Source organism: Betaproteobacteria bacterium (assembly GCA_009693245.1).
Classification (GTDB): domain Bacteria; phylum Pseudomonadota; class Gammaproteobacteria; order Burkholderiales; family SHXO01; genus SHXO01.
In genome coordinates, this window is sequence record SHXO01000010.1 from 19183 (window position 1) to 44005 (window position 24823).

The following is a 24823-nucleotide window of genomic DNA, read 5'->3' on the forward strand; positions in this document are numbered from 1 at the left end:
CGTGGCGGACGGCAAGGGCACGAACAGCGGCGCGCTCTACGCAATCGCCGATGACGGCATCACCGAGCCCCGCTTGCAGCGCTACGCGGCGGACGGTGGCGTTCGGACCTTGGCGCGTTCACGCATTGGCACGCGTATCGATGTACGCGGTGATGGCGTGGTGCTCGCTAGCCAGATGGAAATCTGCAATGGCCACGATGTTTACTTCGATCTGTATCGCATCGAAGCCGGTGGCGCGAATCTGGCCGGGCCAAAGCGCCTCACCCAATGCGGGCGTTACTTTCGTGCCGTCTGGGGGAGCGATGGCAGCGCCATCTTCGCGCTCAAGCATGTGCCAGGAAAGCAGCACTTGGTGCGCCTGGACGAGCGCGGAGGCAATGAGCAAGTGCTATTGCATGGCACGGACGATGTGCAATGGACCGATCTCGCTGCCATGCCTGGCGGACAGCGCATTGCCATTACGGGTAAGCGCGAAAATAAATTCGTTTTGTACGAATTCTATTTGGCCCTTCAATCCTTGCAAGCGCGCCACGCCGGGCCTGTCATGCACTCGCCGCACTACCAAGGCGGCACACTATATTTCCTATCGGGCGGCGGGAACGTATACAACGTCTGGCGTCTCACGCCGCCAGGATTACTCGAAAGAGTAACCCACGCGCACACGGCGGTGACGGCTTTCGGCGGCGTGGATGACAGCGGGCAGCTAGCACTCGCAACGCTTTCCCAGGGCCAATTCCGCATGCACCGGCTGCGCGGTGCCAACCCCTTGGAGACATCGCAGGCGCAGGCTGAGGTGGCCTCCGCCACCCCCACGCCCCCCCCACGCTTGCCATGGAAGGCGAGACTAGCTATAGCGCTTTGTCCACCTTGGCACCCAGGTCGTGGTTTCCCCTCTTGTTCGCGGACCGCAACACCTTCGGGCTGGGTGTGACCACCTTTGGCGGCGACGCACTAGACTGGCATCGTTACACGTTGGCGCCTCTCTATGAATTCACCCAGCAAGAACCCCTCGGTCTGTTCGAGTACGTGTATCACGACCGGCATTACTTGACACTGGATCGCAGCCTGGCGGTGACCCAGTGGCGCACGCAAGATAAACGCGACAAGGCAACCGAGTACGAGCGATCTCTGCAAGCACAATGGGTTTCGCTGGGCCGCTTCATTCGCTGGGATTACCGCATGAACGCCGGCATTGGCGCCGCCATCGAGCAAAAGGACCGAGTCATTGTCGATGGCCCCACGCATGAGTTGGACGACGAGCGCCTCGCCGCGGGCATGCTGGAATACGAAAGCCTGTATCGCAACATCTATTCGGAAGATCCTTCGCACGGATTGCGTGCACGCTTCCTGTACGAAACCTACCGGCCCTTCAAGAGGGGTACGCGCTTCGATGGCAATGTATCGAGAGTTGACTTGCAAGCTTACTTTCCCATCGGCAAAACCGTGCTCGCCTTGCGTGGAGTGGAGGCTCGCGCCACGGGTAGAACGGAGGATTTCGAATTGGGAGGAAGTTTCGGCGAGTTCGCCGCCGAAGCACCCAGATTGAACGAGCGCCGCTTGGCACTGCGGGGCTACGATCGCGGTATCGCGGCGCTTCGTGGACCCGGTGCGCGCCTCGGCAGCGTGGAGTTGCGTTTTCCCATCGCGGATATCGACCGCCACTTCATGGTTCCGCCCATCGGCATCAACCGGCTTTCAGCCGCGGTGTTCTACGACATTGGCCGCGTATCGGGCAATGGCGCGGCGAACGAGTACCGGCAAGGCGTGGGCATCGAAGTGCTGGGCGAGGTCAAGCTAGGATATCTTTTCTACCTGCCGGTATGCGTGGGTGTCGCGCACGGCCTGGATGATTTGGGCGATACGCAAGCCTATCTTCGGATCGGGCGCAGTTTCTAAATGCCGTTGCATGCATTGCCTGCCGCTCGCTTAAGTGCCAGCGGCACGTGTATCGTGGATTACGCCGCCGTGATGCGCCTGGCGCTCCCGCTGTTCATCAACATCGCCATCCAGGCCATCTTGAACGTGACGGACATCTGGTTCATTGGCCGCATCTCCGTGGAGGCGACCGCGGCCATCGGTGCCATCAATTGGTTGGTCATCATCGCCATTCTGGACTTGGGCGGGCTGGGGATGGGAGTGCAATCGTTGGTGGCGCAGGCCCATGGCGCCAAGCGTTACCGGCGTGCCACGAGTCTCACCTGGAACGCATTGTGGGGAACGCTGCTGGTGCTTCCGTTATTCTTGCTGGTGTCACAAGCATGCGGCGCGATATTGGCCCCCTTCGGTTTGCAGAAGAGTACGGTGGCCATTGCGAACCAGTTCTGGGAACCGCGGCTGCAGTGGGCAGCGGTAAGCACGGCGCTGTGGGCGGTGTCGGGATTCTTCAATGGCATCGGCCGGCCGGTGTTCACCTTGTGCATCATGGCCGTGGTGGCCATTTCCAATGTCTTGCTCAACGCCTGGTTCATGTTTGGACTGGGGCTTGGAATCGCCGGCGTTGCCTGGGCGACCAACCTCGCCACCGAGACCGGGCTTATCGTGGGCATGGGGCTGTTCATCTCCAAGCGCTTCCAGAGCCGGTTCGCAACGCGATTGCTGTGGCGCATGCGCTGGCCCCGGCTACGCGCGGTGTGTGCTCTCGGATTTCCCATTGGCCTGTTCTTCTCCGTGGATTTGTTCGGACTGGCGTTGTTTCAACTCATGACCACCAAGGTAGGTGAGACGGACGGCGCTGCCACTCAGATCGTGATGACGCTCACCTCCATCGCCTACTGGCCAGGTATCGGCATCGCCATGGCGGGAACGACCTTGGTGGGAACCGCCATGGGGGCGAAGCGCCCCGGCTGGGCCTTCACATTAGGCAAGAGCATAGGCATGATGACCGCGTGCTACATGGGTGCCGTCGGCTTGGTTCTGGCCCTTTTGGGCGCGTTCTTGATGTCTACCTTTGCAGGCGCGAACGATCCCCATGCACCGGAAGTCGCACGGCTGGGAATCACCTTGCTGTGGATCGCGGCGGCTTACCAGTTCTTCGACGGACTCAATCTTGGCTTCGGTGCGTGCTTGCGTGGCGCAGGTGACGTGGTAATGCCTACATTGTGGCTCGCAATGCTCTCGCTCGGCGTATTCATACCGCTGACTCACATGCTCACCTTCGCGCCGGGACAGGGCTGGGTTGCGTTTCTTCCGCAACTGGCCTACGGTGCACCAGGAGCATGGGGGGCAGCTTTTGTGTATGTGGCGCTGCTGGGTTCGGTGCTCGCCTTGCGTTGGCGGGGCAAGCGCTGGATGAGAACCAACTAAAACGAGGAATCAAATGTTGAAGGAAGACGACGAAGGATTTTCCGGCAAGGTCGCCATGGTGGCCGGAGGCGGGGCAAAGGATGACGGCATCGGCAATGGCCGCGCGGCCGCGATTCTCTTGGCGAGAGCTGGCGCCAGGGTCGTCGTGGTGGACCGGGAACTTGCGCTGGCGCAGCGCACGGTGGAAATGATCGCGGCCGAAGGCGGCCAGGCCACGGCCATCGCCGCGGATCTCACCGACGAGCGCCAGTGCCGCATCACGGTGGAGGAAGCCGTCAACCGTTTCGGCCGGCTGGATTATCTCGACAACAACGTGGGTATCGTCAGCACCAAAAACGTGGTGGATGAAAGTGCCGAGCACTGGCGGCGCGTCATGCAAGTCAACGTAGAGTGCATGTTCCTCACCGCCAAGTACGCGATTCCCGCCATGATCGGTACGGCGGGCGGCGGCGCTATCGTGAACGTGTCCTCCATCTCCGCGTTGCGTCCTCGCGGCCTTACGGCGTATTCAGCCTCCAAAGGCGCGGTCATCGCGCTCACCCGCGCGATGGCGGTGGATCATGGGAAGGATGGCATCCGCGTGAACTGCGTGGCGCCTGGGGCGGTGTTCACACCCATGGTGTACACGTCGGGGATGAGCGCGGAGGCGCGAGAGCGGCGCCGCAAGGCCTCGCTATTGAGCGTCGAAGGGACGGGTTGGGATATCGGTCAAGCGGCGCGCTTTCTACTTTCCAACCGCGCTCGCTTCATTACCGGGCACACATTGGTGGTGGACGGTGGCACCACCTTGATGGGACCGCCACGCCACACCGACACTCAATGAAGGACTCCACGCCTTAGCGCGCCTTCGCGAGGCGTTGCGCATTGAGTACCAGCATCGCTTGCTGAAGCTGGCAGTCCTCCCGGTCTCGCTTGGGCCACTGGCTCATATCCAGCGCGACCGGCGTTACGCCTTCCAGCTTCAAGACACAGGCCGAATCCGGCATGGTGATGGTGGAATAAATCACGGCCGATAACCCCTCGCTCTTATCCATTGAGGGCCGCGCATGGCGTGCGATGGAGACATCCGGGTTCACCCCTTGGCCGTCGACGCGGTGGCCCTTTGTGGTATAAAAATAAGCGGTGGTGTACTTGACGGCCGTGTTGTCAGGTAAGGGAATAATGGTCTGTACCGTGCCATTGCCATAGGTTTTCGTACCCACCAACACGGCGCGGCCGTGATCTTGCAAGGCTCCGGCCAGAATTTCGGAGGCCGATGCCGAAACTCTTGTTGACCAATACGGTGATGGGCAACGTCCTGATTTGGGCAGGCAGCCCCGCGAGAAAATCTTCCTCGTCCTGGCCTAGGTAATAATCGGGATGAGCGCGCATTTCCCGCTTGGAATCCGGATCCTCGCCGTCCATCGAAACAACCATGGCACCGGCGGGGAGAAACACCGCAGCCACGCCCACGGCCGAGCGTACCAGTCCTCCCGCATTGTCGCGTAGATCCAGAACCAAGCCTGCAAGGGGTTTCGAGCTATCCCGCGCGAGATGTTGGAGCGCCGCGATGACCATCTGGGGAATTCTTTCGTTGAAGGCATGAATGCGAATATAAGCGCGCGCGTTGGGCAGCAGGCGGTAGGTCACGCTGTCGCGATCGCTCGACCGGAAATCGCGTTGCAGATCGCGGAAGGCCGCGGCGTCGAAGTACTCCGCGTAGGCATCGCTCCCCTTGGGCAAGTTGTCCTTGACCTTGTCCACCATTTCCTCGCTCATGGCGCAAAGTTTCGGGTCCACGGTACGCAGCATCACGAGGAACTTGTGGGAGGAGGCATTCTTCAGGTTCTCGCATTCGCTATCGAGCGCGCTAGCCGGTAAAGCGAAGGCCGCGAACAACACCGTCACCAAGCACCCATGCAGGCGCCGGGAAATGGAAATTGCGCTTGAATGAGCATTGTTCATAAGAGCATTGTGCATGGGACTTTTGTACATCGAAGTTTTGTGCATCAGGCCGCCTCTTCCCAGCGGTTCTCGCCAGGTTATTGTCAGGGATCGATAGGGCTGTTTCCGCAATTTATGTGCGTCTGGCGCGGGTTCGCATCCACTGCGCACCGATCTTACTACAGGCCTGAATTGGCAAGGGATTAGAGGCCAGCGATGGCGGAAATGGAAGACTTGTTCACGATCGCCCCGTGCCAAGTGGCGACCGCTCATCAAGCCCCTGCTCGGATATTGACTGCGCCAACCCAGGTTTGCAGGCAAACAAATCCACCGGCTTGTTTCTTGCCACCGTACCGGCGATGCATTCATGCGAGCGATGTCGAATGACGAAAGGACTCACGAAAATGAGTTGGGCCCTACGGGGCGCCATGGCCGCCATGACCATTTCGGCGGTGCCCCTCGCACCGGCCGCAGCGCAGGAAGTGACTATTCACGGGCTCTCGGAGGGCATGGCCGTGGCTTCCATGGCGAAAGGCAAGCCCAAGGTATTGCGGCCCGGGGATTCCCTCGCGGAAGGAATCAAACTCGTTAAGTCCGGCCCGGCCTCCGCCACCTTCCTTGTCAATGGCGAGAAAAAAACCTTCAACATGGGCCATAACATATCGGTCGCCACCACGGGTTCGGGCGCCACTCAAGTGACCCTAACCTCCGATACGAGCGGACACTTCATTGCCGAGGGCAGCATCAATGGCGGTTCCATCCGCTTTCTCGTGGATACGGGAGCAACCACCATCTTTCTCAGCGCTGCGGATGCGCGCCGCCTAGGGATCAACTACTTGAAAGGCCGGCCTGGATTCTCGGAGACAGCTGGCGGCACCATCCGAATATATTGGGTCAAACTCGACACGGTGAAAATCGGCGAGGTAAGCGCCTCGAACGTGGACGCGGTGGTGAGCGAACAAGAACAAATGCCCTTCGCCTTGTTAGGCATGAGCTTCCTGAACCGCATGCGGATGGACCGCGATGGCGACCGCCTTACGCTTACAAAAAGATTCTAGCGGCCGCGGTCTTAGCGCTTGCCGTTGCGCTTGTCTCCGCGGATGAAGGCGTAGGCGGAGTGGTTGTGAATGGATTCGAAATTTTCCGACTCCACCACGTAGCTCTCGATGCGCGGATCGCCGTTCATCACCGTGGCGACATCGCGCACCATGTCTTCCACGAACTTAGGATTATCGTAGGCGCGCTCGGTCACGTACTTCTCGTCTGGGCGCTTGAGTAAGCCATAGAGTTCACAGGAGGCTTGCTCTTCGCACATGCGCACCAAGTCTTCGATCCACACGAACCCCTTGGTCTTGGCGGTCACTGTCACGTGAGAGCGCTGGTTATGGGCGCCGTAGTCGGATATCTTCTTCGAGCACGGGCATAGGCTGGTCACCGGTACGACCACCTTCATGGTAAAGCTGTATTCGCTGTTCTCGATCTCGCCTACGAAGGTGACGTCGTAGTCCATCAAGCTATTCACGCCCGATATGGGGGCCGCTTTATTGATGAAGTACGGAAAATTCATCTCGATGTGGCCGGAATCCGCCTCCAGTTTGCGCACCATCTCGCGCAGGATGGATTCGAAGGATTCCACGGAGAGCTCGCGCTCGTGCCCGTTGAGAATTTCCACGAACCGCGACATATGCGTGCCCTTGAAATTGTGGGGCAAGTGCACGTACATATTGAACATGGCGACGGTGTGTTGGATGCCGCCGGTGCGATCGCGCACGCGAATGGGGTGGCGAATGCCTTTGATCCCCACGCGATCGATGGCCAGATGGCGAGCATCGGCGAAATTTTGTACATCGGGAATGGCGATCTCGCCAGGGTGATTCATGGTGTGCTCCAGATAGAGTGCGAAGCGATTATATCGCCCAAGCTCGAATCGAGGCCAAGATGCCAGCGGCGTCCAGGCCGCACTCCTTGACGAGGGAGGCCTGGTCACCATGATCGATGAAGCGGTCGGGGATGCCCAATTGCAAGACGGGAATTTTACAGCGCAGGCGTTGCAACGCCTCCAGCACCGCGCTTCCGGCACCCCCCATGATGACGTTTTCTTCCACTGTCACCAAGAATTCATGGGACGCGGACAATTCGGCGAGCAAGCTTTCATCCAAGGGTTTCACAAACCGCATATTGACCACCGTGGCATTGAGTGACGTACCTGCCTCCAGGGCAGCACTTAGTACGCCACCAAAGGCCAGAATGGCCAACTTTTCTCCTTGCTTGCGAACCTGGGCCTTGCCGATGGGCAAGGCGGTCATTTCCGCATGAACCGGCACTCCGGGCCCCGTTCCGCGCGGATAGCGCACGGCAGCCGGTTTGCCCAACCGATAGCCGGTGTAGAGCATTTGGCGGCACTCGTTTTCGTCGCTCGGCGTCATGACCGTGATGTTGGGGATGCATCGTAGATAACTCAGGTCGAAAGCGCCGTGGTGCGTGGGGCCATCCGCCCCCACTAATCCGCCCCTGTCCAGGGCGAACAACACTGGCAACTCCTGTATCGCGACGTCGTGAATGAGTTGGTCATAGGCGCGCTGCAAGAACGTGGAATAGATCGCCACCACGGGCTTCGCATCCTCGCAAGCCAAGCCCGCCGCGAAGGTCACCGCATGCTGTTCGGCGATCCCCACATCGAAGTAACGCTCTGGATACTCCTTGGAAAAGCGCACCAGCCCGGATCCTTCGCGCATGGCCGGGGTGATGGCGACGAGCTTGTCATCGCGCGCGGCCATGTCGCACAGCCAATCTCCGAACACTTGAGTGTAGGCAGGTTTGGAGGCGGGCTTTGACTGAATCCCAAGTTTGAGATCGAACTTGCCGACACCGTGGTAGAGGATGGGATCGTCTTCCGCCGCCTTGTATCCCTTCCCTTTCTTGGTGACCACGTGCAGGAACCGCGGCCCGTCCAGCGCGCGCAGGTTGGAGAGCGTGGCCACCAACCCGTCCACATCATGGCCATCGATCGGCCCGATGTAACGGAACCCAAACTCCTCGAACAATGTACTCGGTGTGACCATGCCCTTGACGTGCTCTTCCGCCCGGCGTGCGAACGCCTTGATGGGCGGCAACACGCTTAGGACACGGCCACCTGCCTTGCGCGCGGCGGTATATACCCGTCCGGTGAGCAAACGCGCGAGGTAGCTGTTGAGCGCCCCAACGTTCTCGGAGATGGACATGTCATTATCGTTCAGGATCACCAAGAGATTGGTATCCATGGCTCCGGCATTGTTCAGGGCCTCGAAGGCCATGCCCGCGGTCATGGCACCGTCGCCAATGATGGCCACGACACCGCGCTTCTCGCCGGCGTGCCGCGCCGCGACTGCCATACCGAGCGCCGCGCTGATCGAAGTGCTCGAATGGGCGGTGCCAAAGCAATCGTATTCGCTCTCCACCCGGCGGGGAAAGCCGGCAATGCCACCGTACATACGAAGCTTTGCCATGCCCGCCGCGCGCCCCGTGAGAATCTTATGCGCGTAGGTTTGATGCCCCACATCCCAAACCAAGCGGTCGTAGGGGGTATTGAAGGCGTAATGCAATGCGACGGCCAGCTCCACAGTCCCCAGGTTGGAAGACAGATGCCCGCCGGTCTGCGACACCGATGCCAGGATGAATTGCCTCAGTTCATCGGCCACGCGCGGCAGTATCCGCCTATCGAGTTGGCGAAGGTCCACGGGCGAGTGGATGCTGTCGAGGGTGGGATACATGAAGGGCGTTAGTAATATTCTCAGTACGTGCGAGAGGCGATGAAGCGGCAAAGCTGGCGTAAACGGTCCGCCTCGGAACCGAAAACGTTTAGGCTCTCAAGCGCCTCGGCCTCCACTTCCCGGGCGCGCCGGCGGGCGTTCGCCAGTCCCATGAGCGTCACGAAGGTGGCCTTGCCTTGTTGTGCATCCTTGCCCGCGGTCTTTCCCAGCGTCGCGGAGTCTTGCTCCGCATCCAGCAAGTCGTCAACGATCTGAAATAGCAGGCCCAACGACGCGGCGAATCTATCGAGGTTCGGCCGCACGCGACTCGGACCAGCCAAGTGTTCCACACCTGCGCCACACAACGCACTCATTCTAACCGCAGCTCCGATCAAGGCCCCGGTCTTCATGCGGTGCATGGTCTCGAGGCCACTCAAGCTTAAGGACTTGCCGGTGCTTTCCAAATCGATCGCTTGACCGCCCGCCATGCCGGTGGAACCGCAGGCCCGCGCGAGTATGCCGACCATCTCGAGTTTTTGCTGCGCGCCGGCACCTTGGGTGGAGGCAAGGGCCGAGAAAGCGAGACTTTGCAGGCTATCGCCCACCAGGAGCGCCGTGGCTTCTCCAAACTGTACGTGGCAGGTGGGTTTGCCGCGCCGCATGGCATCGTCATCCATGCAGGGAAGATCGTCGTGCACTAGGGAATAGGCGTGAATCAACTCAACGGCCGCCCCCACGTGATCCAGGGCTTGCGGCGGGGCTTGCACGGCCTCGCCCGCGGCATAAGCCAACAAAGGCCGCACGCGTTTACCACCGCCCAGGACGGCGTAGCGCATCGCTTGGTGCAAGGTGCTTGGAAGATTTCCCGGCGCCTCCAATACACTGTCCAGCACCGCTTCGATGCGAGCCTGCCGTTCACGCATCCATTGCGCGAACTCAGGAAGCGTTGTCCGCACCGCCAAAGTTCTGTAGCACCTCGCCCTCGAGGATTTTGACTTGCTGCTCCGCGTCCTGGAGCGCCTCCTGGCAATAGCGCAACAATTGGGCGCCGCGCTTGTAGGCCGCCAAGGAATCCTTCAGGGTGAGTTGCCCGCCTTCCATGCGGGCGACCGTGGCTTCGAGTTCAGCCAGAGCGCTCTCAAAACTCTCCGGCTGGGGTTGATTCTCATCAGGCATGATTGGATGGAACTAGGACATTGGGGAACGGACCAAGAAGGCACGCAAGATAGCCGATTCACGGCATCCCGGCTAGGCCCTGTTGGCATGTAGAATTTCAAGCCCAGGCCGAAAGGTTGGTTGGTTGTATTCCGGTACCTGGTCGGTCCCTCTTCTCCCATTGTCATGACAGATCTGTCTTCCACGCTGGCGCTCACCCGCACTCCGGTGCCGCTTCCGATCAGTTGGTACTTCGATCCCGAGATCGCGCGCTTGGAGCAAAAACTCATCTTCGATGCCGGACCAGGTTACATCGGTCATGAGCATCTGGTACCCAACACGGGCGACTACTACGTCTTGGATTGGTTGCCGGGCGCTCCCGTGCTGGTACGCGGGAAGGACGGCATCAGGTTGCTGAGCAATGTATGCCGCCACAGGCAATCCCTGTTGTTGAGCGGCCACGGCAATAGGGAGAACATCGTGTGCCCGGTTCATAGATGGACTTATGATCTGGCGGGCACGCTGCTGGGTGCCCCGCAATTTCCCAACAATCCCTGCTTGAACCTGGAAGCCACAAATCTGAGAAATTGGCGAGGACTTCTTTTTACGGGGCAGCGAGATCCAGAGAAAGACCTTGCGGGAATGAATCTCCTGGCGGACTACGATTACGCCGGTCACTTGCGAGATCGCGTGGAGATCAGCGAGTACCCCTTCAACTGGAAGACTTTCCTGGAGATTTATCTGGAGCTATACCACGTGGAGGCGGTTCATCCTGGCCTGCGACAGTTCGTTGACCCCAGCCATTGGCGCTGGGAGTTTGGCGAATGGTGGAGCTCCCAACAACTGGGGATCTACAAGAATCTTGCCCACAAGGAAACTCCAGCCTACGGCCATTACATCGACGAGTTGCTCAAGTATCGCAACGGAGAGCTGCCCAAGTACGGAACGCTCTGGTCCATGTATTACCCCAACATTTGCCTGGAGTGGTATCCCCATTGCTTGGTAATCAGCACCATTCTGCCTAGAGGGCCGGACAAATGCCTCAACGTCGTGGAGTTCTATTATCCCGAGGAAGTCGCGTTGTTCGAGCGCACGCTGGTGGAGGCCCATCAAGCCGCGTACTTCGAAAGCGCGGCCCAGGACCAGCAGATCTGCGAACATCTGCACGAGGGGCGGCGAAAGCTCTATGCGAGCGGGCAGGAACAACAAGGCCCCTATCTCATGCCGGCCGAGGATGGGATGATTCATTTTCACGAGTTCGTGCGCGGCTATCTCGAACCCGCGCTTGGGCAAGCGAGCTAATCATGGAATTCACCACACTCATAGATGCCGGGGTGCTCGCCAAGCATTTGGACGATCCGCGCTTCGTGATTTTCGACTGCCGCCACGATCTCGCCAAACCAGATTGGGGTATCGAAGTCTATCTGGCCTCCCATATTCCCGGCGCTCGATTTGCGCATTTGGACAAGAACCTTTCGGGGCCAAAGACTGGCAAGAACGGGCGTCATCCCCTGCCCGATCCGCAATCCTTCGCACGCTGGCTGAGTGAGATGGGCGCCGGCAACGATAGCCAAATCATCGGCTACGACAGCACCGGCGGTACCTACGGCGCGCGCTTGTGGTGGATGGTGCGCTGGCTGGGGCAGCAACGCGTGGCGGTGCTCAATGGCGGATGGGATGCGTGGGTCAAGTCAGGTTTCCCGGTTACGCAAGACAAACACTCACCGCGCGCCACCACGTTTCACATGCGGTTGCATGAAGAAGCCAGGGTGGATGCGAATTTCATTCTGCGCAATCTCGAAAGCCAAAAGTACCGCGTGCTCGATGCTCGCGCCAATGACCGCTTCCATGGGCAGAACGAAACCATCGATCCCACCGGCGGGCACATCCCGGGCGCCACGAACCGTTTTTTCAAGGATAACCTGGATGCGCAATCGCGCTTTAAGCCCTCTGCCACGCTCAAAGCAGAATTTGAAGCCTTGCTGCATGGGCGCGCACCGTCGCAAGTCATCCACCAATGCGGTTCTGGCGTAACGGCCTGCCACAACGCGCTTGCCATGGAGATCGCCGGATTACCGGGTTCGAAGGTCTATCCAGGGTCTTGGAGCGAGTGGATCGCCGATCCAGCGCGTCCCATCGCGACGACATAGCAACGAAGTAACCCGCCCTGACCATGCCGGCCCAGACCACCTTGGCCGATCTGGTTCTCGCCGCTCATTTCATCTTTGTGCTGTTCTTGGTAGGCGGGCTGTTCGCGGTATGGCTGGGCACTCGATGGCGCTGGAGATGCGTGCGCCATTGGACGTTCCGAGTGATCCACTTGTGCGCGGCCTGGTTCGTCGCCATCGAAACGGTGCTGGGCTATGCCTGCCCGCTTACGGTGCTGGAAGATTTACTGCGTTCGGAATCCAGCGCCGGTGAAGGATTTCTTCAGCGCTGGATCAGCCGGTTGCTGTACTGGGATTTCCCAGTTTGGGTTTTCGCCGGGGCCTACCTTCTGTTTGCCATGGCGGTCACTGCAACCTATTGGTGGATACCGCCGTGGCCTAGGTCGGGATCACCTCGGGCTCAGACTCCGCCGCGGTAGCCTCGAAGGTGAGTTGCACATTGCCGTCAACGTCCACGTCGACCATGACCTTGCCACCGTTGACTAGGCGGCCAAACAACAACTCGTCGGCGAGCGCGCGCCGGATCGTGTCTTGAATCAACCGCGCCATGGGTCTTGCGCCCATCAGAGGATCGAACCCATGTTCGGCGAGATGGGCACGCAGCGCGTCGGTAAAGTTCGCCTCCACCTTCTTCTCGTGCAGTTGTTCTTCCAATTGCATGAGGAATTTATCCACCACGCGCAAGATGATCTCGGTGGTAAGCGCCGCGAAGGAGATGATGGCATCCAAGCGGTTACGAAACTCTGGCGTGAACATGCGCTTGATCTCGCCCATTTCATCGCCATGGCTCTTGCTTTGCGTAAAGCCCATGGATGTCTTGGTGAGTACTTCGGCACCGGCATTGGTGGTCATGATGAGCACCACGTTGCGAAAGTCGGATTTTCTGCCGTTGTTGTCCGTCAGGGTGCCGTGATCCATCACCTGCAGAAGAATATTGAAGATATCGGGGTGCGCCTTCTCGATCTCGTCAAGCAATAACACGCAGTAGGGATTCTTGGTGATCGCCTCGGTCATCAACCCTCCCTGCTCGAAGCCCACGTATCCGGGAGGCGCACCGATCAAGCGCGACACCGCGTGGCGCTCCATGTATTCGGACATATCGAAACGGATGAGTTCGACACCCAAAATGTAGGCGAGCTGGCGCGCGACCTCGGTCTTGCCCACGCCCGTGGGCCCGGAGAAGAGAAAACATCCCGTGGGTTTGAGCGGATTGCCCAGGCCGCTGCGCGCCATCTTGATGGCGGAAGCCAGCGCGTCGATGGCCTTTTCCTGCCCGAACACCACGGCCTTCAGATCGCGGTCAAGGTTCTTGAGCTTACTGCGGTCATCCGAGGACACGTTATGCGGAGGAATGCGCGCGATCTTGGCGACGACGTCCTCGATCTCGTGCTTCGTGATGATCCGCTTTTGCTTGGACTTGGGAAGAATTCGCTGCGCCGCGCCAGCCTCATCGATGACATCGATGGCCTTGTCGGGCAGATGGCGGTCGTTGATATAGCGCGCGGACAACTCGGCCGCGGTCGACAGCGCCGTGGTGGTGTAGCGAATACCATGGTGAGCCTCGAAACGGCTCTTCAGGCCTTTCAGTATCTCGACGGTCTCCTGGATGGACGGCTCGATCACGTCAATCTTCTGGAACCGTCTCGATAATGCGTGATCCTTCTCGAAGACGCCCCGGTACTCCGTGTAAGTGGTGGCGCCAATGCACTTTAACTGGCCCGTGGAAAGCGCGGGCTTCAATAGATTGGACGCATCCAGCGTACCCCCCGAGGCGGCGCCCGCGCCGATCAAGGTGTGGATCTCGTCGATGAATAATATGGCGTTGGGATTGTCCACCAATTGCTTGAGCACCGCCTTCAAGCGCTGCTCGAAGTCCCCCCGGTATTTGGTGCCGGCCAGCAACGCACCCATGTCTAGCGAATAGACGCTGCATTTGCCCAGTATGTCCGGGACGCTCCCTTCGATGATTCTGCGTGCAAGCCCCTCCGCGATGGCTGTCTTGCCCACACCGGCCTCGCCCACTAACAGGGGATTATTCTTGCGGCGGCGGCACAACGTTTGTATCACCCGCTCCACTTCGCGCTCGCGCCCAATCAAGGGATCGATCTTTCCGGCGACGGCTTGCGCATTCAAGTTAAGCGTGTAGGTCTCGAGCGCGCCTCCGTTGGCCTGCTCTTGCTCGCCTTCCGAATCACCGTCTTGCGATTGCTGCTTGGAAGGCGTTTGTGGAACCTTGCTGATACCGTGGGAGATGAAATTCACCACATCCAAGCGGGTGACGCCCTTCTGATGCAGGAAGTACACGGCGTGAGAGTCTTTCTCTCCGAAAATTGCAACCAATACATTGGCGCCGGTGACTTCTTTCTTCCCAGAGGATTGCACATGCAGAATGGCACGCTGGATCACTCGCTGAAAACCAAGGGTGGGCTGGGTATCGACTTCATCACCCGTTACCACGGGAGTATGCTCGTTGATGAAATCGGTGAGTTGCTTGCGTAGCTCCTCAATGTTGGCGGCGCATGCGCGCAGCACTTCGGAGGCGGATGGGTTATCGAGCAGTGCCAACAGCAGATGTTCGACCGTTATGAACTCGTGGCGTTTTTGCCTCGCCTCCATAAACGCCATGTGAAGGCTGACTTCAAGTTCCTGTGCGATCATAGCTTCCTCTGTTTCGTTCGTGGAGACTGCGTTGGACTTACTTCACTTTCCATTTAGCCGCTAGGTTTCTTCCATCACACACTGCAACGGATGCTCGTGCTTACGTGAGTATCCTATCACCTGTTCCACCTTGGTCGCAGCCACGTCCTTCGGATAGACGCCACAAACGCCCATTCCTTCCCTGTGAACCCGGAGCATCACTTGCGTGGCACGCTCCCTGTTCATCAAGAAAAACTTCTGTAGTACCGCCGCCACGAAGTCCATGGGAGTGTAATCATCGTTCAGCAGCATCACCTTGAACATCGGGGGCTGCTTAACTTTACTCTTCTGGGCCTCGAGAATTGCGCCATCGCGATTTCCGGCCTTCATGGAAGCATCCAACCAACCTCACTCACCTGGCAATTGCCACGCTATTTTGCGCATACCGCCAAAATTAGCAAGGGGGTAATTAATCGCGGAAAAAGCATTTCTAGTACCGCATGGCAGCGAACTAATTTCCAGAGTATTTTCCTTGACTTCCATTTGCAGTTGACCTAAAAAGGCAGCGGGCGTTTGCGTTCAAGCAGGTGCGTCCATGATGTACCGCAACGTAACGCACGTTGAATGCGGCACGTTGGATGCGTCGTGGCGATTCGCCATCTTGAGGGACAAATCGTTGTGGGGTTCCCGGCCCGGTCATGAAATAAGGATGGAGGAGTATGGCAACTGGTACGGTTAAGTGGTTCAACGATGCGAAAGGGTTTGGTTTTATCACACCAGACGACGGGGGAGAGGATGTTTTCGCGCATTTCTCCGCCATTAACATGAATGGATTTAAAACCCTCAAAGAAGGGCAGAAGGTGAGTTTCGAAGTCACTCAAGGTCCCAAGGGAAAACAAGCTTCGAACATTCAGTCGTCCTAGCCTTCTACTACGCCAAAGATCATTCCGGCCGGGCTTCCTTGAAGCGTGACCGAAAACAAAGCCCGCCGTCTGGCGGGCTTTTTGTTTCGTAGTGACGCCGAACACGGTAAAAATCACTTCATCCGCTCGATCATGGCGTTTCCGAATCCGGAACAAGATACCTGGGTAGCACCCGTCATTAGCCGAGCGAAATCGTAGGTGACGACGCGGTCGGTGATCGCTTTTTCCATGCTGCGAATGATGAGATCAGCGGACTCCACCCATCCAATGTGGCGCAGCATCATTTCGGCGGACAGAATCAGCGACCCTGGGTTCACGTAGTCCTTTCCAGCGTATTTTGGGGCGGTGCCGTGTGTAGCCTCGAACATGGCGACAGAATCGCTAAGATTTGCCCCTGGAGCGATACCGATACCGCCCACTTGGGCGGCGAGTGCGTCGGAGATATAGTCTCCGTTTAAGTTGAGGGTGGCAATCACGTCATATTCTTCCGGTCTGAGCAATATCTGCTGAAGAAATGCATCGGCGATCACGTCCTTGACAACTATGCCATTGGGGAGCTTCATCCATGGCCCCCCATCTAGTAACGTCGCTCCAAATTCGCGTTGAGCCAGGGCATAGCCCCAGTCGCGAAAGGCGCCCTCGGTGAACTTCATGATGTTGCCCTTGTGGACCAAGGTCACCGAGCGCCGCTTGTTGGCTATGGCGTATTGCATGGCCTTTCGCACCAGTCGCTCGGTCCCTTCGCGCGACACTGGTTTAACCCCAATGCCAGAGGTCTGAGGGAAACGGATCTTCTTCACCGCCATTTCCTCCACCAGGAACTTGATCATCTTCTTTGCCGCGTCGCTTTGCGCCTGCCACTCGATTCCAGCGTAGATGTCCTCGGAGTTCTCCCGGAAAATGACCATCTCGGTTTTCTCAGGTTCCTTCAACGGGCTGGGAACGCCCTTGAAGTAGCGCACGGGACGCAGGCAAACATAGAGGTCAAGCTCTTGCCGCAGGGCAACGTTGATGGACCGAATCCCTCCGCCCACGGGCGTCGTCAGGGGTCCCTTGATGGACACCACGAACTCCTTGGCGGCCGCCAGGGTCTCCTCTGGAAGCCAGACATTCTCGCCGTAGACCTTGACCGACTTCTCACCGGCGAACATCTCCATCCATTCGATTTGGCGCTTGCCGACGTAACAAACCTTCACGGCATGATCGACGACTCTGCGCATGACTGGCGTGATATCGGCACCGGTGCCGTCCCCTTCGATGTAGGGAACGATGGGCCTGTCGGGCACCTTGAGGGAATAGTCTTTGTTGACGGAAATCTTCTCGCCCTGGGCGGGAACGCGAATGTGCATGTACATGGGTTTCCTGGTTATTCGAAGTTAGGGAAGAGCCGCCAGGCGCAGAGGGACGGAGTATGCCAGCTGAATAGAATCAACATTTTATCTCAGCCTGGAGCCAGTGTTTAACCCTTCTGACAGTTTATCGGCGTAACAGCCAGAGGCTTAACCTCCTCTGGGCGCGCACCGGGTACCTTGCTGGGTGCCCCCCAACGATTATATGTTGCAACGCCACATCCGACCGATATACTTAGGCTCGATTTCGGCTACATCATTATTTTCTTGCCTGCCTTGAACCTCTGTTCGGGGTACAACCTTCACGAGGGAGCGGGTTATGAGTAGAGATCAAGAAGGACTGGTCGGAAAATCCCCGTTGGCAGGGCGTACGCCGGGGATATAGCGCGGAGGATGTCTACCGGCTTCGCGGCACCCTGCAAATCGAGCATACCCTGGCCAAACGCGGGAGCGAAAAACTGTGGCGTTTGCTGAAGGAACATCCATACATCAATTCCCTGGGCGCCATGACTGGCAACCAGGCGATGCAGCAGGTCAAGGCAGGGTTGAAGGCCATCTATCTCTCGGGGTGGCAGGTGGCGGCCGATGCCAACGACGCCTACCAAATGTACCCGGACCAATCCCTCTATCCCGTGTCCAGCGTCCCTTCGGTGGTGCGCAAGATCAACAATACCTTTATCCGCGCCGACCAGATTCACCATTCCGAAGGCAAAGACACCATCGACTGGTTCGCGCCCATCGTGGCGGATGCCGAAGCGGGCTTCGGAGGCGTGCTCAACGCCCATGAATTGATGAAGCACATGATCGAGGCTGGCGCCGCCGGCGTGCACTTCGAAGACCAACTGGCCGCGGCCAAGAAATGCGGGCACATGGGGGGAAGGTTCTCGTACCCTCTCAGGAAGCCGTGCAGAAATTGATTGCCGCCCGACTTGCCGCCGACATCATGGGCGTCCCCACCGTTTTGTTCGCCCGTACGGATGCTGAAGCGGCCAATCTGGTGACGTCCGACGTGGACGAAAACGACAAACCCTTCCTCACAGGCGAGCGTACAGCCGAAGGCTTTTACCACTCCAAGAACGGGTTGGGCCAAGCGATCTCGCGCGGCTTGGCCTACGCGCCCTATGCCGATCTGATCTGGTGCGAAACCGGCAAGCCCGATCTGGAATTCGCCAAGAAATTCGCGGACGCCATTCACGCGGTGTTCCCCGGAAAGATGCTGGCCTACAACTGCTCGCCCTCCTTCAACTGGAAGAAGAATCTGGACGACGCCACCATCGCCAAGTTTCAGCGCGAGTTAGGCGCCATGGGCTATAAGTTCCAGTTCATTACCCTTGCCGGCTTCCATGCGCTGAACTATTCCATGTTCGAACTCGCGCGCGGCTATGCGAGCGAGAACATGACTGCCTATGTTCGCCTTCAGCAGGCCGAATTCGCCGCGGAATCCGTGGGCTACACGGCCACCAAGCATCAACGCGAAGTCGGCACCGGCTACTTCGACGAAGTCACACAGGTTTGCCAAGGCGGCCAATCCTCCGTGACCGCGCTTACTGGATCCACCGAAGAAGAGCAGTTCGTCTAGGTCTTACCACTTCGTCTAAACCGCGCTTTCGAGAGAAAGCGCGGTTTTTTTCGTGCCATAATCCGCCGCCTTTGGCAGACCCAACCAGGAGAAAATCCGTGAGCGCACCTCTGTCTCACCCGCCAGGCGTCCAAGTCCTCGGCACCATCACCCCCGAGTACGCACATATCGTCACGCCGGAAGCGCTCGCTTTCTTGGCCAGACTTCACCGTAATTTCGACAAGCGCCGGCTCGGGCTTCTCGCCCGCCGCGTTGCCCGCCAAGCCGAAATCGACGCCGGAGAGTTGCCCGATTTTCTGCCTGAGACCGCGGACATTCGCGCCGCGCAGTGGAGCGTGGCTCCCGTTCCAAAGGATTTGCAAGACCGCCGTGTGGAAATTACAGGCCCCACTGATCGCAAGATGGTGATCAACGCGCTCAATTGCGGCGCCAACATGTTCATGGCGGATTTCGAGGACTCCAGCACTCCCACCTGGGACAACCAGGTGCAGGGCCAGATCAACATGCGCGACGCCATCGCGGGCACCATCGGCTTCACCAACTCCGAGGGAAAGCACTACAAACTCAACGACAAGGTTGCCACCCTGCTCGTACGCCCGCGCGGATGGCATCTCCCAGAGAAACACGTCCTCGTGGACGGAGAACCCATGTCAGGTTCTCTTTTCGATTTTGGCTTGTATTTTTTCCACAACGCCAAGACACGAGCCGCCAAGGGCTCGGGTATTTATCTATATCTACCCAAGATGGAATCCCATCTTGAAGCACGCCTGTGGAACGACGTCTTCGTGTCTTCGCAGAAGGAGGTGGGCGTGCCACAAGGCACCGTGAAAGCCACTGTCTTGATCGAGACCATTCTGGCCACCTTCGAGATGGATGAAATCCTCTACGAATTGCGCGAACATTCCGCCGGCCTCAACTGCGGCCGCTGGGATTACATCTTCAGCTGCATCAAGAAACTCAAGAATCATCCAGATTTTGTTTTGGCCGACCGCGGGCAGGTCACCATGACCAGCCCCTTCATGCGCGCGTATTCGCTGCTGCTCATCAAGACCTGCCACCGCCGCAACGCTTTTGCCATGGGCGGCATGGCAGCGCAGATTCCCATCAAGAACGATCCGGCCGCCAACGATGCTGCCATCGCCAAGGTGCGTGCCGATAAAGAGCGGGAGGCCAATGATGGCCACGACGGCACCTGGGTAGCGCATCCAGGCTTAGTCGCTGTCGCGAAGGAGGCTTTCGACGCCGTGATGAAGACGCCCAATCAGATCCACCGCAAGCGTGATGACGTGGCTAGCACCGCCAAGGATCTGCTCGATTTTCAGCCCAAGGCGCCCATCACCGAACAGGGACTGCGCACCAACATCAACATCGGCATCCAATACATGGGCGCCTGGCTAGCCGGCACGGGCTGCGTTCCCATCTTCAATCTAATGGAAGACGCCGCCACGGCGGAAATCTCGCGCGCCCAGATCTGGCACTGGATTCGTAGTCCGAAGGGCGTTCTCGACGACGGCCGCAAAGTCACCAAGGATCTGTTCAAATCCCTGGTGCCGCAAGAGCTGCGGCGCGTGCGGGAAATCCTTGGCGACAAACAGTATGCCGCCGGAAAGTACGAAGTAGGCGCGCAGATGTTCGACGAACTCACGTGCAAGGACGAGTTCGTCGAGTTCCTCACCTTACCCGCCTACGACTACGTTACGGAGCACGAGCACCGGTAGGGGATGCGGCGCGTCAAGGCGCGTTGCTCAATTCGATGCTCAGATCCCGCAAGTGACTAAGCGTGTCGGAATCCGTGGTGCGCTCGATGGCCTTCTCCAATTTCGCGCGTAGATGCGAAAGGCCCGAGCGCAACGCCGCACGGTACTCGCTGGGTCGTACCTTTGCTTGCCTGTATTGCTGCGCCACTTCGGCTAGCGCGGAAGTCACGTTGCGGCTTAGCATGCGCCCGCGCATGATTTCGCTATCCAGCAAGCGGTGCTTGATGTCGCGCTCGATCCCATCGGATTCGCTGGCCGGATCGCTCACGTTACCCACGGATACCAGCAAGCGCGTGACGTAGTTGCGCTGCAAATCGCGCCGGAATAACTCCACCGTGGGGTTTTTGGCGTCAATCTCCTGGAACAAGACGTTGTTGAGATCCTTCAGCATGTCGGTTCCGCTGTAACCCTTGCCGCCGTTGGCCTGCTTGGCCTCTGCCATGCGCTGGATCACGGCGGGGCGCAGCAACCGGGATAAGAGCTGCACGTTCGATCCTTGCAAGGGATCGGAGTGTCCTTGCGCAAAAATGCGGCGTCTCACTTCGGGGTCCATGAGCTTTCGAGGCACGGTAAAAGCCCGGTCGATGAGGAATTTGACCGCCACCTTCTGCCGCTCCGCCGGTACTGGCGTGTAGGGTGCATCGCCCCGCCCCGCCAGGGAGCGCACTTCCTCCACGCCGTCCACGATCTTCGCCACCGCGCCCAACTCCCGGAAACGCTGGTTGACCAAGGCGTGATATTGCTCCGCCAGCTTGGTGTAATCCGATCCCAGGGACGACGTGGCCGGCAGCAAGTAGGGCATCACCCTGTCTATGTTGCGCAAACCCAGATCCGCCGCCTCGATGGGGTCGCCCCCGATCACGTTTTCGTTCACCGTCGGATCCAAGGCGGCGCTGGAATCCTCTCCGCCGAAGCGCAACATGGGATCCTTGATTTGTTTGGCCGCCATTTCGTCCAGCACCGGCCACTCGCCGTCGCAAGTCATCTCGTTACCGAAGTCTCGGTAACCCCACTCGATGGCGAAGTAATCGTAGGGACCGAACTTGGGCATCAGGCCCGCGTCGTCCCCCGGCTGCGCCACGTAGTTGAAGCGTGCATAGTCCATGATGGACGCCGAGGTGCCCCACTTCTTGGTCCATTCCGGATCACGCAATTGCGCCACGCTATAGGCGGAGTGAGCCTTGAAGTTATGCCGCAACCCGAGGGCATGGCCCACCTCATGGGCAACGATGTAAGCGAGCAACTACCCCATGAGATCATCGGGCAGCGGCAGTTTGCGCGCGCGCGGATCGAGTGGCGACACTTGGGTGAAGTACCAAGTCTCCGCCAGTTTCAACACGTTATGCCAAAAGATGGCATGGGATGAAATCACCTCGCCGCTACGCGGATCCACCACCGCCGGCCCCATGGCGTTTTGCCGGCCACTGGGCGTCCAGCGAATCACGGAATAGAGCACGTCCTCCGGGTCCCAATCAGGGTTCTCTTTCTCGGAGGGCGCGTCGTAAGCTTGGATGGACTTGAGAAATCCCGCCTTCTCGAACAGCGGTTGCCAGGATTACACACCCTTCTTGATATAGGGCCGCCATTTATCGGGCACCTCATGGCTGATGTAGAACACGATGGGTTTCACCGGCGGCGATAGCTCCGCTTCGGGCAATAGCTTCTCCAAGCGGTAACGGGCGATGTATGCCCGGCGCACCTTTCCGTGCTCGTTGGTGCCGTAGTCATCGAAGGATTCGGCGAAGTAACCCACGCGCGGATCGGCATAGCGGCCTTTCATCGGCTCCTCGGGAAGCAGCAACATGCTGGTATGAAACACGAACCCTAGGGTGGTCGGAATGGGGTCCTCGCCCTCGGGCGTCGGCTTGTTCAATTCCTTGGGATCAGGCACCCAAGTTTGATAGAAGCGCACCTCGACATTCTTCGGAAACGCCTTCACGGTCTCGATATAAGAGCGCTTCTGGTCGATACCGTTCATGCGTAAGTGCTGCTTGAACTCGCGCCCGAATCCGTCCGGAACATCGGTAGCGAACAAGCCCGTCACATCTATGATGGGAGCACCATCGTCCCCTTCCGACACCGCCTCGAAAGCCTTGATCACGGTACGAAGCGAAGCCTGCTCCACCCCGAGCTGCAAATTCGCCATGTTGGGTGCCCACATCTCGTAACGCACGTTTTCCAGGTAGACTTTATTGCCTCGCCTTACCCAGCGCACCACACGGCTGTCGACCACCGATCCCGGCGCCACGAAATCGCTTCCCGTGGAAAGGGCCGCGAATTCGGTGTTGATCAACATGTCCTTGTTCAGCTTGTCGAGCGGTATTTCGAAGAGGACGTGATCGCAGGCGATGTGGGCATTGAACAGGCCCTTGATGGTACGCACCGTCTGTGGCATGTTCGGGCGGCAGGGTGCGACCTCGGCCGCCTTCATCGCCCAAGCCGTGGACGACAAGCCCAAGAACAGTAACGTTGCCCAGTGAATGAGTCCTACACGCTTCATAACCACTCCTGTATCTTTTCGTGCGGCAAAATCCCGGCTGCAACCGCCGCCGGGAAACCCGTTCGTCCAACAATACGGCTAAATGGGTTCGGTGGATTCGAGGGTCTAGATATCATTTCGCTTAATCTACATCTGATTTTAGTCGTTCGGGACATCCCTCACACGGCGCGATTAGAATCTGCCGTGCAAGTAAATCATTATTCTCTAGCTTTGGCCACTCAATGCCCAAACCGTTTGGATAACCCTCACCCATGATCTGGAAACCTCACGTCACCGTGGCAGCCGTCGTCGAGCAGCGGGGAAAATTTCTCCTGGTAGAGGAGGAAACCGAGGATGGAGTTCGCGTCAACCAGCCCGCCGTCCATTGGGAACCTTATGAGAGCCTGACCGAGGGCGCCGTGCGCGAAGCGTTGGATGAAACCGGGCGCCACTTCGCCCCCACCCACCTACTAGGGGTTTACAACTGGAGCCGTCCCGCGGGAGACACCACCTATCTTCGCTTTGCCTTCGTAGGCACAGTTAGCGAACCTGTTCCCGGCCATAAACTTGACGAGGACATCCTGCGAACTATCTGGATGGCGCCCGAGGACATCGCCCGCGACGCCGCGCGCCATCGCAGCCCGTTGGTGCTTCGCTGCGTGCAAGACTATCTCGCGGGCATTCGCCATCCGCTCAACCTTCTCACTCATCACTCCTTATGACCGGCCTCCTTGGCCCCATGCCCGCCGCCATCCACGCTAACGCGAAACGCGTCGTGGTGGGGATGTCGGGCGGCGTCGATTCGTCGGTGGCGGCCTGGCTGCTAAAGGAGCAAGGCTTCGAGGTGACTGGACTCTTCATGAAGAACTGGGAAGACGACGACACGGACGAGTTCTGCACCGCGCGGGAAGATCTGATCGACGCCGTGTCCGTGGCGGACCGAATCGGCGTCGAGATCGAGGCGGTCAACTTCTCCGTGGAGTACAAGGAACGCGTATTCAGCAATTTTCTCGCGGAATACCAAGCCGGCCGCACACCCAACCCGGACGTGTTGTGCAACTCCGAGATCAAGTTCAAGGCCTTCCTGGATCACGCCATCGGCATGGGCGCCGGTCGCATCGCCACCGGCCACTACGCTCGCGTACGCGAGCGCGATGGGGCCTTCGAGTTGTTGCGCGGCCTCGATACCTCCAAGGACCAAAGCTATTTTCTCCACCGCTTGAACCAAGCACAACTGTCGCGCACCTTGTTTCCGGTGGGGGAACTGAAGAAAAGCGAAGTGCGCGAGATCGCCCGGCGCATCGGACTAGCCAATCACGCCAAGCGCGACAGCACGGGCATATGCTTCATCGGCGAGCGCCCTTTCCGGGAATTTCTCATGCGCTACCTCGCACCCAAGCCGGGGCCCATGCAAACGCCCGAGGGAAAAACCGTCGGAGAGCATCAAGGCCTGATGTATTACACCATAGGCCAGCGGCAGGGCTTGGGGATTGGCGGTGCGGGAGAACCCTGGTACGTAATCGATAAGGACATGCCGCACAATCGCCTTATCGTCGCCCAAGGCCACGATCACTGTGCCTTGTACCGCACCCGCCTATTTGCCGGCAAACCGAGTTGGATCTCGGGCTTTGCCCCCGATGGATCTCGCGCGTACGGAGGCAAGACACGGTACCGGCAAACCGATGCGCCTTGCCGGTTCATGGAAGCCTCAGCGGATAGTTTTTCCCTGGCGTTCGACGCGCCTCAGTGGGCTATCACGCCGGGCCAATCCGCGGTGTTGTACGACGCGGACGTGTGCCTAGGAGGCGGAATCATCAGTTGA

24 protein-coding genes and 1 pseudogene are annotated in these 24823 nt (G+C 58.8%); 13 read left to right on the forward strand and 12 right to left on the reverse strand.

The window, feature by feature from the left end:
- The first annotated feature begins 1 nt into the window (after window position 1).
- Genes EXR36_02865 through EXR36_02880 form a run of 4 tightly spaced genes read left to right on the forward strand, consistent with a single transcriptional unit; the run spans window position 2 to window position 4126 of the window.
- A complete protein-coding gene (locus EXR36_02865) occupies window positions 2-931 on the forward strand; it encodes a hypothetical protein (GenBank protein MSQ58599.1) in 930 nt (309 codons plus the stop codon).
- Window positions 868-1896, forward strand: coding sequence for a hypothetical protein (locus tag EXR36_02870; GenBank protein ID MSQ58600.1), 1029 nt, complete (start codon window positions 868-870; stop codon window positions 1894-1896). Before EXR36_02865 ends, EXR36_02870 begins: the two co-directional genes overlap by 64 nt.
- A complete protein-coding gene (locus EXR36_02875; protein MSQ58601.1) occupies window positions 1897-3303 on the forward strand; it encodes an MATE family efflux transporter in 1407 nt (468 codons plus the stop codon). It abuts the gene before it with no gap.
- 13 nt (window positions 3304-3316) lie between these two features.
- The gene (locus EXR36_02880; protein MSQ58602.1) at window positions 3317-4126 is read left to right on the forward strand and encodes an SDR family oxidoreductase; all 810 of its coding nucleotides are present in this window, start codon (window positions 3317-3319) and stop codon (window positions 4124-4126) included.
- Window positions 4127-4139: 13 nt separating this feature from the next.
- On the opposite strand, the gene EXR36_02885 is transcribed toward EXR36_02880, so the two are convergent.
- Complete coding sequence (locus tag EXR36_02885) at window positions 4140-4631, reverse strand: hypothetical protein (protein ID MSQ58603.1); 492 nt, start codon at window positions 4629-4631, stop codon at window positions 4140-4142.
- Window positions 4450-5595: a hypothetical protein gene (locus EXR36_02890; GenBank protein MSQ58604.1), complete on the reverse strand. Its 1146-nt coding sequence runs from the start codon at window positions 5593-5595 to the stop codon at window positions 4450-4452. The genes EXR36_02885 and EXR36_02890 overlap by 182 nt, the downstream gene beginning before the upstream one ends.
- Here EXR36_02890 and EXR36_02895 point away from each other — a divergent pair.
- Window positions 5562-6284, forward strand: a complete 723-nt coding sequence (locus EXR36_02895; GenBank protein ID MSQ58605.1) for a TIGR02281 family clan AA aspartic protease — start codon at window positions 5562-5564, stop codon at window positions 6282-6284. The two genes, EXR36_02890 and EXR36_02895, sit on opposite strands and share 34 nt — an antisense overlap.
- A gap of 11 nt (window positions 6285-6295) precedes the next feature.
- Here EXR36_02895 and EXR36_02900 read toward each other — a convergent pair whose 3' ends face one another.
- From EXR36_02900 to EXR36_02915, 4 genes are read right to left on the reverse strand one after another with little or no spacing between them, the layout of a single operon-like run.
- The gene (locus EXR36_02900) at window positions 6296-7105 is read right to left on the reverse strand and encodes a GTP cyclohydrolase I FolE2 (GenBank protein MSQ58606.1); all 810 of its coding nucleotides are present in this window, start codon (window positions 7103-7105) and stop codon (window positions 6296-6298) included.
- A gap of 28 nt (window positions 7106-7133) precedes the next feature.
- Window positions 7134-8975: a 1-deoxy-D-xylulose-5-phosphate synthase gene (locus EXR36_02905; GenBank protein MSQ58607.1), complete on the reverse strand. Its 1842-nt coding sequence runs from the start codon at window positions 8973-8975 to the stop codon at window positions 7134-7136.
- A 20-nt stretch (window positions 8976-8995) separates the two neighbouring features.
- The gene (locus tag EXR36_02910; GenBank protein MSQ58608.1) at window positions 8996-9877 is read right to left on the reverse strand and encodes a geranyl transferase; all 882 of its coding nucleotides are present in this window, start codon (window positions 9875-9877) and stop codon (window positions 8996-8998) included.
- A gap of 13 nt (window positions 9878-9890) precedes the next feature.
- The gene (locus EXR36_02915) at window positions 9891-10130 is read right to left on the reverse strand and encodes an exodeoxyribonuclease VII small subunit (GenBank protein MSQ58609.1); all 240 of its coding nucleotides are present in this window, start codon (window positions 10128-10130) and stop codon (window positions 9891-9893) included.
- Window positions 10131-10295: 165 nt separating this feature from the next.
- Between EXR36_02915 and EXR36_02920 the strand changes: the two genes are divergently transcribed.
- Genes EXR36_02920 through EXR36_02930 form a run of 3 tightly spaced genes read left to right on the forward strand, consistent with a single transcriptional unit; the run spans window position 10296 to window position 12696 of the window.
- Window positions 10296-11411, forward strand: a complete 1116-nt coding sequence (locus EXR36_02920) for an aromatic ring-hydroxylating dioxygenase subunit alpha (protein ID MSQ58610.1) — start codon at window positions 10296-10298, stop codon at window positions 11409-11411.
- 2 nt (window positions 11412-11413) lie between these two features.
- A complete protein-coding gene (locus EXR36_02925; GenBank protein MSQ58611.1) occupies window positions 11414-12259 on the forward strand; it encodes a sulfurtransferase in 846 nt (281 codons plus the stop codon).
- Between the two features lie 23 nt (window positions 12260-12282).
- The gene (locus EXR36_02930) at window positions 12283-12696 is read left to right on the forward strand and encodes a DUF2784 domain-containing protein (protein MSQ58612.1); all 414 of its coding nucleotides are present in this window, start codon (window positions 12283-12285) and stop codon (window positions 12694-12696) included.
- Here the strand turns inward: EXR36_02930 and clpA are convergent.
- Window positions 12656-14935 carry an ATP-dependent Clp protease ATP-binding subunit ClpA gene (gene clpA, locus EXR36_02935; protein MSQ58613.1) on the reverse strand — a complete coding sequence of 760 codons (2280 nt, stop codon included), beginning with the start codon at window positions 14933-14935 and terminating at the stop codon, window positions 12656-12658. The genes EXR36_02930 and clpA overlap by 41 nt on opposite strands.
- Before the next feature lie 60 nt (window positions 14936-14995).
- Window positions 14996-15304 (reverse strand): ATP-dependent Clp protease adapter ClpS, encoded by a 309-nt coding sequence (gene clpS / locus EXR36_02940; GenBank protein MSQ58614.1) that lies wholly within the window; start codon window positions 15302-15304, stop codon window positions 14996-14998.
- A 329-nt stretch (window positions 15305-15633) separates the two neighbouring features.
- Here clpS and EXR36_02945 point away from each other — a divergent pair, with 329 nt between their 5' ends.
- Window positions 15634-15837 carry a cold-shock protein gene (locus EXR36_02945; GenBank protein MSQ58615.1) on the forward strand — a complete coding sequence of 68 codons (204 nt, stop codon included), beginning with the start codon at window positions 15634-15636 and terminating at the stop codon, window positions 15835-15837.
- A 113-nt stretch (window positions 15838-15950) separates the two neighbouring features.
- Here EXR36_02945 and EXR36_02950 read toward each other — a convergent pair whose 3' ends face one another.
- The gene (locus tag EXR36_02950) at window positions 15951-17192 is read right to left on the reverse strand and encodes an NADP-dependent isocitrate dehydrogenase (protein ID MSQ58616.1); all 1242 of its coding nucleotides are present in this window, start codon (window positions 17190-17192) and stop codon (window positions 15951-15953) included.
- A 323-nt stretch (window positions 17193-17515) separates the two neighbouring features.
- On the opposite strand from EXR36_02950, the pseudogene aceA reads away from it, so the two are divergent.
- Window positions 17516-18765, forward strand: a pseudogene (aceA, locus tag EXR36_02955) (isocitrate lyase).
- A gap of 98 nt (window positions 18766-18863) precedes the next feature.
- Window positions 18864-20483 (forward strand): malate synthase A, encoded by a 1620-nt coding sequence (gene aceB / locus EXR36_02960; protein ID MSQ58617.1) that lies wholly within the window; start codon window positions 18864-18866, stop codon window positions 20481-20483.
- Window positions 20484-20496: 13 nt separating this feature from the next.
- Here aceB and EXR36_02965 read toward each other — a convergent pair whose 3' ends face one another.
- From EXR36_02965 to EXR36_02975, 3 genes are all read right to left on the reverse strand, one after another.
- Entirely contained in the window at window positions 20497-21765 is a 1269-nt protein-coding gene (locus tag EXR36_02965) for a hypothetical protein (protein MSQ58618.1), read from the reverse strand.
- Window positions 21766-21978 (reverse strand): hypothetical protein, encoded by a 213-nt coding sequence (locus EXR36_02970; GenBank protein ID MSQ58619.1) that lies wholly within the window; start codon window positions 21976-21978, stop codon window positions 21766-21768.
- 99 nt (window positions 21979-22077) lie between these two features.
- Window positions 22078-23022 carry a DUF5117 domain-containing protein gene (locus tag EXR36_02975; GenBank protein MSQ58620.1) on the reverse strand — a complete coding sequence of 315 codons (945 nt, stop codon included), beginning with the start codon at window positions 23020-23022 and terminating at the stop codon, window positions 22078-22080.
- A 251-nt stretch (window positions 23023-23273) separates the two neighbouring features.
- Between EXR36_02975 and EXR36_02980 the strand changes: the two genes are divergently transcribed.
- Both EXR36_02980 and mnmA read left to right on the forward strand, forming a co-directional pair.
- A complete protein-coding gene (locus EXR36_02980; protein MSQ58621.1) occupies window positions 23274-23723 on the forward strand; it encodes an NUDIX hydrolase in 450 nt (149 codons plus the stop codon).
- Window positions 23724-23740: 17 nt separating this feature from the next.
- The gene (mnmA, locus tag EXR36_02985; GenBank protein MSQ58622.1) at window positions 23741-24823 is read left to right on the forward strand and encodes a tRNA 2-thiouridine(34) synthase MnmA; all 1083 of its coding nucleotides are present in this window, start codon (window positions 23741-23743) and stop codon (window positions 24821-24823) included.

Excerpts from the sequence above, each read along its gene's own strand:
- EXR36_02875 (MSQ58601.1), top strand. The coding sequence starts at position 1,897 with ATGCCGTTGCATGCATTGCCTGCCGCTCGCTTAAGTGCCAGCGGCACG.
- EXR36_02880 (MSQ58602.1), top strand. The coding sequence starts at position 3,317 with ATGTTGAAGGAAGACGACGAAGGATTTTCCGGCAAGGTCGCCATGGTG.
- EXR36_02890 (MSQ58604.1), bottom strand. The coding sequence starts at position 5,595 with ATGAATGCATCGCCGGTACGGTGGCAAGAAACAAGCCGGTGGATTTGT.
- EXR36_02900 (MSQ58606.1), bottom strand. The coding sequence starts at position 7,105 with ATGAATCACCCTGGCGAGATCGCCATTCCCGATGTACAAAATTTCGCC.
- EXR36_02905 (MSQ58607.1), bottom strand. The coding sequence starts at position 8,975 with ATGTATCCCACCCTCGACAGCATCCACTCGCCCGTGGACCTTCGCCAA.
- EXR36_02910 (MSQ58608.1), bottom strand. The coding sequence starts at position 9,877 with ATGCGTGAACGGCAGGCTCGCATCGAAGCGGTGCTGGACAGTGTATTG.
- EXR36_02915 (MSQ58609.1), bottom strand. The coding sequence starts at position 10,130 with ATGCCTGATGAGAATCAACCCCAGCCGGAGAGTTTTGAGAGCGCTCTG.
- EXR36_02920 (MSQ58610.1), top strand. The coding sequence starts at position 10,296 with ATGACAGATCTGTCTTCCACGCTGGCGCTCACCCGCACTCCGGTGCCG.
- EXR36_02925 (MSQ58611.1), top strand. The coding sequence starts at position 11,414 with ATGGAATTCACCACACTCATAGATGCCGGGGTGCTCGCCAAGCATTTG.
- EXR36_02930 (MSQ58612.1), top strand. The coding sequence starts at position 12,283 with ATGCCGGCCCAGACCACCTTGGCCGATCTGGTTCTCGCCGCTCATTTC.
- clpA (MSQ58613.1), bottom strand. The coding sequence starts at position 14,935 with ATGATCGCACAGGAACTTGAAGTCAGCCTTCACATGGCGTTTATGGAG.
- clpS (MSQ58614.1), bottom strand. The coding sequence starts at position 15,304 with ATGAAGGCCGGAAATCGCGATGGCGCAATTCTCGAGGCCCAGAAGAGT.
- EXR36_02945 (MSQ58615.1), top strand. The coding sequence starts at position 15,634 with ATGGCAACTGGTACGGTTAAGTGGTTCAACGATGCGAAAGGGTTTGGT.
- EXR36_02950 (MSQ58616.1), bottom strand. The coding sequence starts at position 17,192 with ATGTACATGCACATTCGCGTTCCCGCCCAGGGCGAGAAGATTTCCGTC.
- EXR36_02975 (MSQ58620.1), bottom strand. The coding sequence starts at position 23,022 with ATGAAGCGTGTAGGACTCATTCACTGGGCAACGTTACTGTTCTTGGGC.
- EXR36_02980 (MSQ58621.1), top strand. The coding sequence starts at position 23,274 with ATGATCTGGAAACCTCACGTCACCGTGGCAGCCGTCGTCGAGCAGCGG.
- mnmA (MSQ58622.1), top strand. The coding sequence starts at position 23,741 with ATGCCCGCCGCCATCCACGCTAACGCGAAACGCGTCGTGGTGGGGATG.